The sequence below is a fragment of the Streptomyces sp. NPDC037054 genome, assembly GCF_055606745.1.
The window spans coordinates 198451-205134 of record NZ_JBVJSJ010000015.1; the positions used below are offsets into that span (position 1 = coordinate 198451).

Consider the following 6684-nt stretch of genomic DNA (forward strand, 5'->3'; position numbering starts at 1 on the left):
GGCGGGTCAGTAGCCCTGCTGGCTCGCGTAGAACACCAGCCGGTACTTTCCGATCTGCACCTCGTCGCCGTTCGACAGGGCGACCTGGTCGATCCGCTCGCGGTTGACGTACGTGCCGTTCAGGCTGCCGACGTCCGCGACAGTGAACGAGCCGTCCGGACCGCGGCGGAACTCCACGTGGCGGCGGGAGACCGTGACGTCGTCCAGGAAGATGTCGCTCTGCGGGTGCCGGCCCGCCGTGGTCAGGTCGCTGTCCAGGAGGAAGCGGCTGCCCGAGTTCGGGCCGCGGCGCACCACCAGCAGCGCGGAACCCTGCGGAAGCGCGTCGACAGCGGCCTGCGCCTCGGGAGAGAGCGCCGGCATCGCCGTCTGACCGGTGGTCTCGGAGTCGTAGGCCTCGAGACCGGAGATCGAGATCGTGGACGTCGTCTCCGACGGACGCTCCGCGGCCGCACCGGCCCTCAGCGGGGCGCCGCAGTTGGAGCAGAAGCGGCTGTTCTCCGCGTTGCGGTTACCGCACCTCGTACACACCAGGGCCGACATGGACGGATCCTCCTGCCGCGGCTGCCCCTCGGGGGCATGGGACGCGTACGGGTCTCCGGAAAACCCTCCACCCGTACTTGAGGTTGACGGTTGCCCGAAACCTATGCCGCCGGACTGCGCAGGGTCAACAGACGGCGCGCCCTGACCACCGGAAGGGCCACCGCCCGGCCCAGCCACCTGGTCCCGGAACAGCGGACGCTGCCCTTCCGCGTCGGGCTGTGCGCGGTGCCGAGCGGTGGCGTTGTCGCCGCCCTCTCGCGCGCTCTTGCCGAACAACTTCGCAAACAACTTCACGGGCGATTCCCCTTGACCGAAACAGACCCGCCCGTGGGGCAGGACGAACCCTGATTGCCTACACCGGCCGACCCGGACATCTTCACAACGTCCGTATCCACCAGACAGTTTCCACCACGCACCACCCGTTCGGTGCGCCGACCCCCCGCAACCTCATGCCCCCGCCGGACTGTCGCCATGCACCCCCGGTTCACTGGGAGGACGACCGAGCGTAGTCAGGCCGCTTCGCCGCTCGCAAGGCGTCCACGACGATCTTGTCGGACCGCTCGACCGCGACGGTGGCCTGTTCCTTCTCCAGTGTCTGCACCACGCCTCCAGGGATGTTGAGCGCCGGTTCGAGGTCCTGCGGCTTGCCGATGACCTTGAAACGATAGGGCGCGTTGATCTTGTTCCCGTCGACGCTCACCCCGTTCCCTGAATCCACCAGAAAAGTCCCGGCCACCACGCGCACGCCGTTCACCTGGATCGCCTCGGCACCGGCCGCGCGCAGCTCCTGGACCGCGTCGAGCAGCATGTTCGCCTCGACCGTCCCCTTCGTGTCCGTGATGGTCATGGTGATGCCGGGGCCCTGCGCGGCCACCGTGCCCGCCAGCACGCCGAGTTGCCGTTCCTTCTCGATCGTCTGCCTGCGGGCCTCCTCGGCCTGGTCCGAGCTGTTCTCCAGCTCGTCGCGCTGCCTCTCGAGTCCCCGCTTCTCGTCCTCAAGACGCTGTGTGCGGTCGTCGAGTTCATCGAGGATGCGCACGAGATCCGCCTGACGCGCGCCGCGCAGCGCGCCGTCGCCCTCGCTGTTGGAGGCCACCTGCACGGCCAGGCCGAAGCCGAGGCCGAACAGCAGCAGGGCGACGATGAGTTGCGCCCGCGACGCGCGCGGCGGCCACACCGCGGCGACCAGCCGCTGCCGCCCGGTCAGCGCGGGCTCCTCCTCGGCCGGCGGGTCGGCGGCCTCGGGCGCGTCGGCCGCGGGCACCTCCTGCGGCAGCTCCTTGCGCAGTCTGTTCTCGTTCGCCTCGTCCTTGTCGCTCATCGGTCTCACGCCCGGAACACGTGCCGGCGGATCGCCGCGGCGTTGGAGAAGATCCGGATGCCGAGGACGACCACGACTCCCGTGGACAGCTGGGCACCCACGCCCAACTTGTCGCCCAGGAACACGATCAGCGCGGCCACGACGACGTTCGACAGGAACGACACGACGAAGACCTTGTCGTCGAAGATGCCGTCGAGCATGGCCCGCAGACCGCCGAAGACGGCGTCGAGCGCCGCGACGACAGCGATCGGCAGATAAGGCTCGACGACCGCCGGAACCTCGGGCCGGACCAACAGGCCGGCCACCACTCCCAGGACGAGGCCCAGTACGGCGATCACGATGTGCCCTTCTCAGTCTCGGTTATCGGCTGTGCTGTACGTACGATCACCCGCGGCGCGGCGGGCAGGCGGAGGTCGTCCTCCACGGAGATGGCGGTCCGAATGCCGTAGTTCTCCTGCAAGGCGTGCAGGTACAACCCGTCGGCACTGTCCTGGAACCGGGTGCTGAGCCGCTTGCCGTCCCCCACCGCCAGCACCGTGTACGGCGGCACCAGCGGGCGGTTGTCGACCAGTATGGCGTCGCCCGCCGCCCTGATCGCCGACAGTGCCGTCAGCCGCTGCCCATTGATGGACACGGCCTCCGCTCCCGACTCCCACAGCCCGTTGACCACGCGCTGGAGGTCACGGTCGCGCACCCGGCCCGTGTCGGAGAAGCCCGAGGTGCCGCGCGGGTCGCCGTCACCGCCCGTGGACGTGTCCTTCGCGTCGTTCACCACGAGCTTCACGCCGGGACCGTGCACGGCCACGGCCCCCGACAGGATGCCCACCAGCGTCGACCGGTCGCCGCCGCTGTTCCGCAGCGCCTCGCGCTGGCGTGCGCCGACCTCGTCGCGCAGCTCGTCGATGCTCTCCTCGAGCTCGTCGGCCGTCGCGGTCTCCCGGTCGATGCGGTCGATCAGTTCCTCGCGCTCCTTGGCCACCGCGGGCGCCGCCACGCGCGCCTGCGCTGCCCCCACGGTCACGACGAGCGCCGCGAGCACCAGACCGGCCGCGAGGCCGAGCTTCGCCCGGAGGGTCTTCGGCATGCCTCCGTCGCCGGCGGCCTTCTTGCGCTCCGCGGCCTCGGCATACCCGTCGTCGAGGCTGTGGTCCATGACATTGGTGAGCAACGACATGGACGCGTCCGGGCGCGGGGGCCGCGTGGGAGTGCTCCGAACGGGGGGTTGCTGCGGCATGCCGCACATCGTCGCACGTGGCGGCCACTACCTCCGAATGGCCCCACCGGCGTGCCGGACAGGCCCCCTTGGGGACGCTTGTCCGGCACGCACACGTGCAGGCCGATTTACCGTCCCGCGCTGTCCACGACGGCCGACCACTCGTCCAGCAGGGCCTGCGCGGAGGCGTCGTCGGGGCCCTCCGCCCACAGGTGCGTGACGGCCTCCGCCGGGTCCGGAAGCACCATCACCCAACGCCCGTCGGTCTCCACGACGCGCACACCGTCCGTGGTGTCCACGAACCGCTCCCCGGCCGCCTCGACGACCCGGCGCATCACCAGTCCCTTCACGGCCCACGGCGTCGCCAGGTCCCGCTTGAGGACGTGCGCCCGCGGAATGCGCGCGTCGATCTGGCTCAGCGTGAGCTGCGTCCTGGCCACCAGGCCGATGAGCCGTACGAAGGCCGCCGTGCCGTCGTAGACGCCGCTGAACTCGGGGACGATGAAGCCGCCCTTGCCGTCACCGCCGAAGATGGTCCCTTCCTCGCGTCCGACGCGCGTCAGGTCGTCGGGCGAGGTCGTGGTCCACTCGACCTGGGTGCCGTGGTACGCGGCCACCTGCTCGGCGATCCGGGTGGTGGTCACGGGCAGCGCCACCCGGCCGCTGCGCCGCTCGGCGGCGATCAGGTCGAGCATCACCAGCAGCGCCCGGTCGTCCTCGATGATCCGGCCCTTCTCGTCCACGAGGGACAGCCGCTCACCCACCGGGTCGAACCGCACACCGAACGCGGCGCGGGACGACGCCACTATCTCGCCGAGCCGCACCAGCCCCGACCGGCGCATGTCGGCCGACTCGGTGGGCCGGGACTCGTCGAGACCCGGGTTGATCGTCAGCGAGTCGACGCCCAGCTTGCCGAGCAGGCTGGGCAGTACGAGACCGGAACTGCCGTTGGACGCGTCGACCACGACCTTCAGCCCGGACTCGGCGATCCCGGTGATGTCCACGTTCCGCAAGAGGGACCCGGTGTACGAGTCGAAGACACTCGCCGGGAAGTGCAGGTCACCGATCTCGCCCGGGAACGCACGCCGGTACTCCTGACGCGCGAACACCCGGTCCAGCTTGCGCTGACTGCCCTGCGACAGGTCCGCGCCCTGCCCGTCGAAGAACATGATGTCCACGGAGTCGGGAACGCCGGGCGTGGTCCGGATCATGATCCCGCCGGCGCTGCCCCGCGCGGTCTGCTGCCGCGCCACGGGCAGCGGCACATTCTCCAGGTCCCGTACGTCGATGGCGCTGGCCTGGAGAGCGGAGATCACCGCCCGCTTCAGCGCACGGGCACCACGGGAGTGGTCGCGGGCGGTCGTGACCGTGGAGCCCTTCTTGAGGGTGGTCGCGTAGGCACCGGCCAGGCGGACGGCCAGTTCCGGCGTGATCTCGACGTTCAGGATGCCGGAGACGCCACGGGCGCCGAAGAGGTGCGCCTGGCCCCTGGACTCCCAGATCACCGAGGTGTTGACGAAGGCACCGGCCTCGATCGTCTTGAAGGGGTAGACGCGCACATTGCCCTGGACGATCGATTCTTCACCGATCAGGCACTCGTCACCGATGACGGCGCCGTCCTCGATGCGGGCCGCGCGCATGATGTCGGTGTTCTTGCCGACGACGCAGCCACGCAGGTTGCTGTGCGGTCCGACGTACACGTTGTCGTGCACGACGGCCTTGTGCAGGAAGGCACCGCTCTTCACGACGACGTTGGAGCCCACGACGGTGTGCTCCCTGATTTCGGCGCCGGCTTCCACCTTGGCGTAGTCGCCGATGTAGAGCGGACCGCGGAGCACGGCATCGGGATGCACCTCGGCGCCTTCCGCCACCCATACGCCGGGCGAGATCTCGAAGCCGTCGATGTCGACGTCGACCTTGCCCTCGAGCACGTCGGCCTGCGCCTTGACGTAGCTCTCGTGCGTGCCGACGTCTTCCCAGTAGCCCTCGGCGACATAGCCGTAAATCGGCTTGCCTTCCTTCATCAGCTGGGGGAAGACGTCACCGGACCAGTCGACGGGCACGTCGGGGTCGACGTAGTCGAAGACCTCGGGCTCCATGACGTAGATACCGGTGTTCACCGTGTCCGAGAAGACCTGGCCCCAGGTCGGCTTCTCCAGGAAGCGCTCGACCTTGCCTTCCTCGTCCACGATGGTGATGCCGAATTCCAGCGGATTCGGAACACGCGTCAGGCAGACCGTGACGAGCGCGCCCTTTTCCTTGTGGAAACTGATGAGGTCCGTGAGGTCGAAGTCGGTCAGGGCATCACCGGAGATGACAAGGAAAGCATCGTCCTTCAACGCCTCTTCGGCGTTCTTGACGCTTCCGGCGGTACCGAGTGGCTTCTCCTCGTTGGCATAGCTGAGCTCCATACCGAGCTCTTCACCGTCACCGAAGTAGTTCTTGACCAGCGAGGCCAGGAACTGAACGGTGACGACGGTTTCATTGAGACCATGCCTTTTGAGCAGCCGCAGAACGTGCTCCATGATCGGCCGGTTTGCCACCGGCAGGAGCGGCTTGGGCATGCTTGAGGTCATGGGACGAAGGCGCGTGCCTTCGCCTCCGGCCATCACGACGGCCTTCATGTCGGAAGCGTCCTCCTTGAAGAGACGACGGTCTGGCCGACTTCACCCGCCAAAATTGTCCCGCACTTTTCCGCCGCGGGCCATCCGGCCGTAACGGCCTCACCAATGAACGGGTTCAATCGGCCATGGCGTCCGCCCGGACCAGCCGGCGGACTTGTACCACGTAGAGAACTCCTGCCCACCAGTACAGAGTTGTACCCCATCCGGCGAACGCCCATCCGAAAATAGCAGCGAGTGACGCGATCCATCCACTTGCGTCACTGAGCAGCAGGAGCGGGAAGGCGTACATCAGGTTGAAGGTGGCGGCCTTGCCCAGGAAGTTCACCTGCGGCGGCGGATAGCCGTGCCGCCGGAGGATGCCCACCATGACGAGCAGAACCAGCTCCCGCGCCAGCAGTACGGCGGTCAGCCAGAGCGGCAGAATCTCGCGCCAGGTGAGGCCGACCAAAGTCGAGAGAATGTAGAGCCGGTCGGCGGCCGGATCCAGAAGCCGACCGAGGCTGCTGATCTGGTTCCAGCGCCGTGCGAGCTTGCCGTCCAGGTAGTCACTGATCCCGCTCAGCATGAGCACCAGAAGCGCCCAGCCGTCGCTCTTCGGACCGCCGAACTCGGGCCTGAGGATCAGCCACAGGAAGAGTGGTACGCCGACGAGCCTCGCCATGCTGAGGATGTTCGGGATGGTGAGCACCCGGTCTGTCTGGACGCGGGTCTCCTGGACCTCCACCCGGGGGCCTCCTGTGGGAAACGAGCCAACGATGCTCCCTGACCTTACCTCAACGCAAAAAAGCTCTGGCTCTTGGGCCAGATACCCAAGAGCCAGAGCTCCAATGATTGTTCGGCGGTGTCCTACTCTCCCACAGGGTCCCCCCTGCAGTACCATCGGCGCTATAAGGCTTAGCTTCCGGGTTCGGAATGTAACCGGGCGTTTCCCCTACGCTATGACCACCGAAACACTATGAAACAGACAACCAACCCGGTGACCA

General features: G+C 67.8%; 6 protein-coding genes and 1 rRNA gene. All 7 read right to left on the reverse strand.

All coding sequences use genetic code 11. From position 1 onward, the window contains the following. Nucleotides 1-6 precede the first annotated feature (6 nt). The 7 genes from ACZ7D7_RS30325 to rrf all read right to left on the reverse strand — a co-directional run bounded on the left by ACZ7D7_RS30325 (nucleotide 7) and on the right by rrf (nucleotide 6651). Nucleotides 7-837 (reverse strand): FHA domain-containing protein, encoded by an 831-nt coding sequence (locus ACZ7D7_RS30325; protein WP_470828466.1) that lies wholly within the window; start codon nucleotides 835-837, stop codon nucleotides 7-9. Nucleotides 838-1027: 190 nt separating this feature from the next. Beyond that, entirely contained in the window at nucleotides 1028-1864 is an 837-nt protein-coding gene (locus ACZ7D7_RS30330) for a DUF881 domain-containing protein (RefSeq protein WP_470828467.1), read from the reverse strand. A gap of 5 nt (nucleotides 1865-1869) precedes the next feature. After that, nucleotides 1870-2202, reverse strand: a complete 333-nt coding sequence (locus ACZ7D7_RS30335) for a small basic family protein (RefSeq protein WP_009343209.1) — start codon at nucleotides 2200-2202, stop codon at nucleotides 1870-1872. Next, complete coding sequence (locus ACZ7D7_RS30340; RefSeq protein ID WP_470828469.1) at nucleotides 2199-3107, reverse strand: DUF881 domain-containing protein; 909 nt, start codon at nucleotides 3105-3107, stop codon at nucleotides 2199-2201. The genes ACZ7D7_RS30335 and ACZ7D7_RS30340 overlap by 4 nt, the downstream gene beginning before the upstream one ends. A 98-nt stretch (nucleotides 3108-3205) precedes the next feature. Continuing rightward, on the reverse strand, nucleotides 3206-5701 hold the full coding sequence (locus ACZ7D7_RS30345) for a sugar phosphate nucleotidyltransferase (RefSeq protein ID WP_470828470.1): 2496 nt from the start codon (nucleotides 5699-5701) through the stop codon (nucleotides 3206-3208). A gap of 115 nt (nucleotides 5702-5816) precedes the next feature. Then, entirely contained in the window at nucleotides 5817-6425 is a 609-nt protein-coding gene (locus ACZ7D7_RS30350; RefSeq protein ID WP_470828472.1) for a CDP-alcohol phosphatidyltransferase family protein, read from the reverse strand. A 109-nt stretch (nucleotides 6426-6534) separates the two neighbouring features. Then, nucleotides 6535-6651, reverse strand: a 5S ribosomal RNA gene (gene rrf / locus ACZ7D7_RS30355). Nucleotides 6652-6684: the final 33 nt, after the last annotated feature.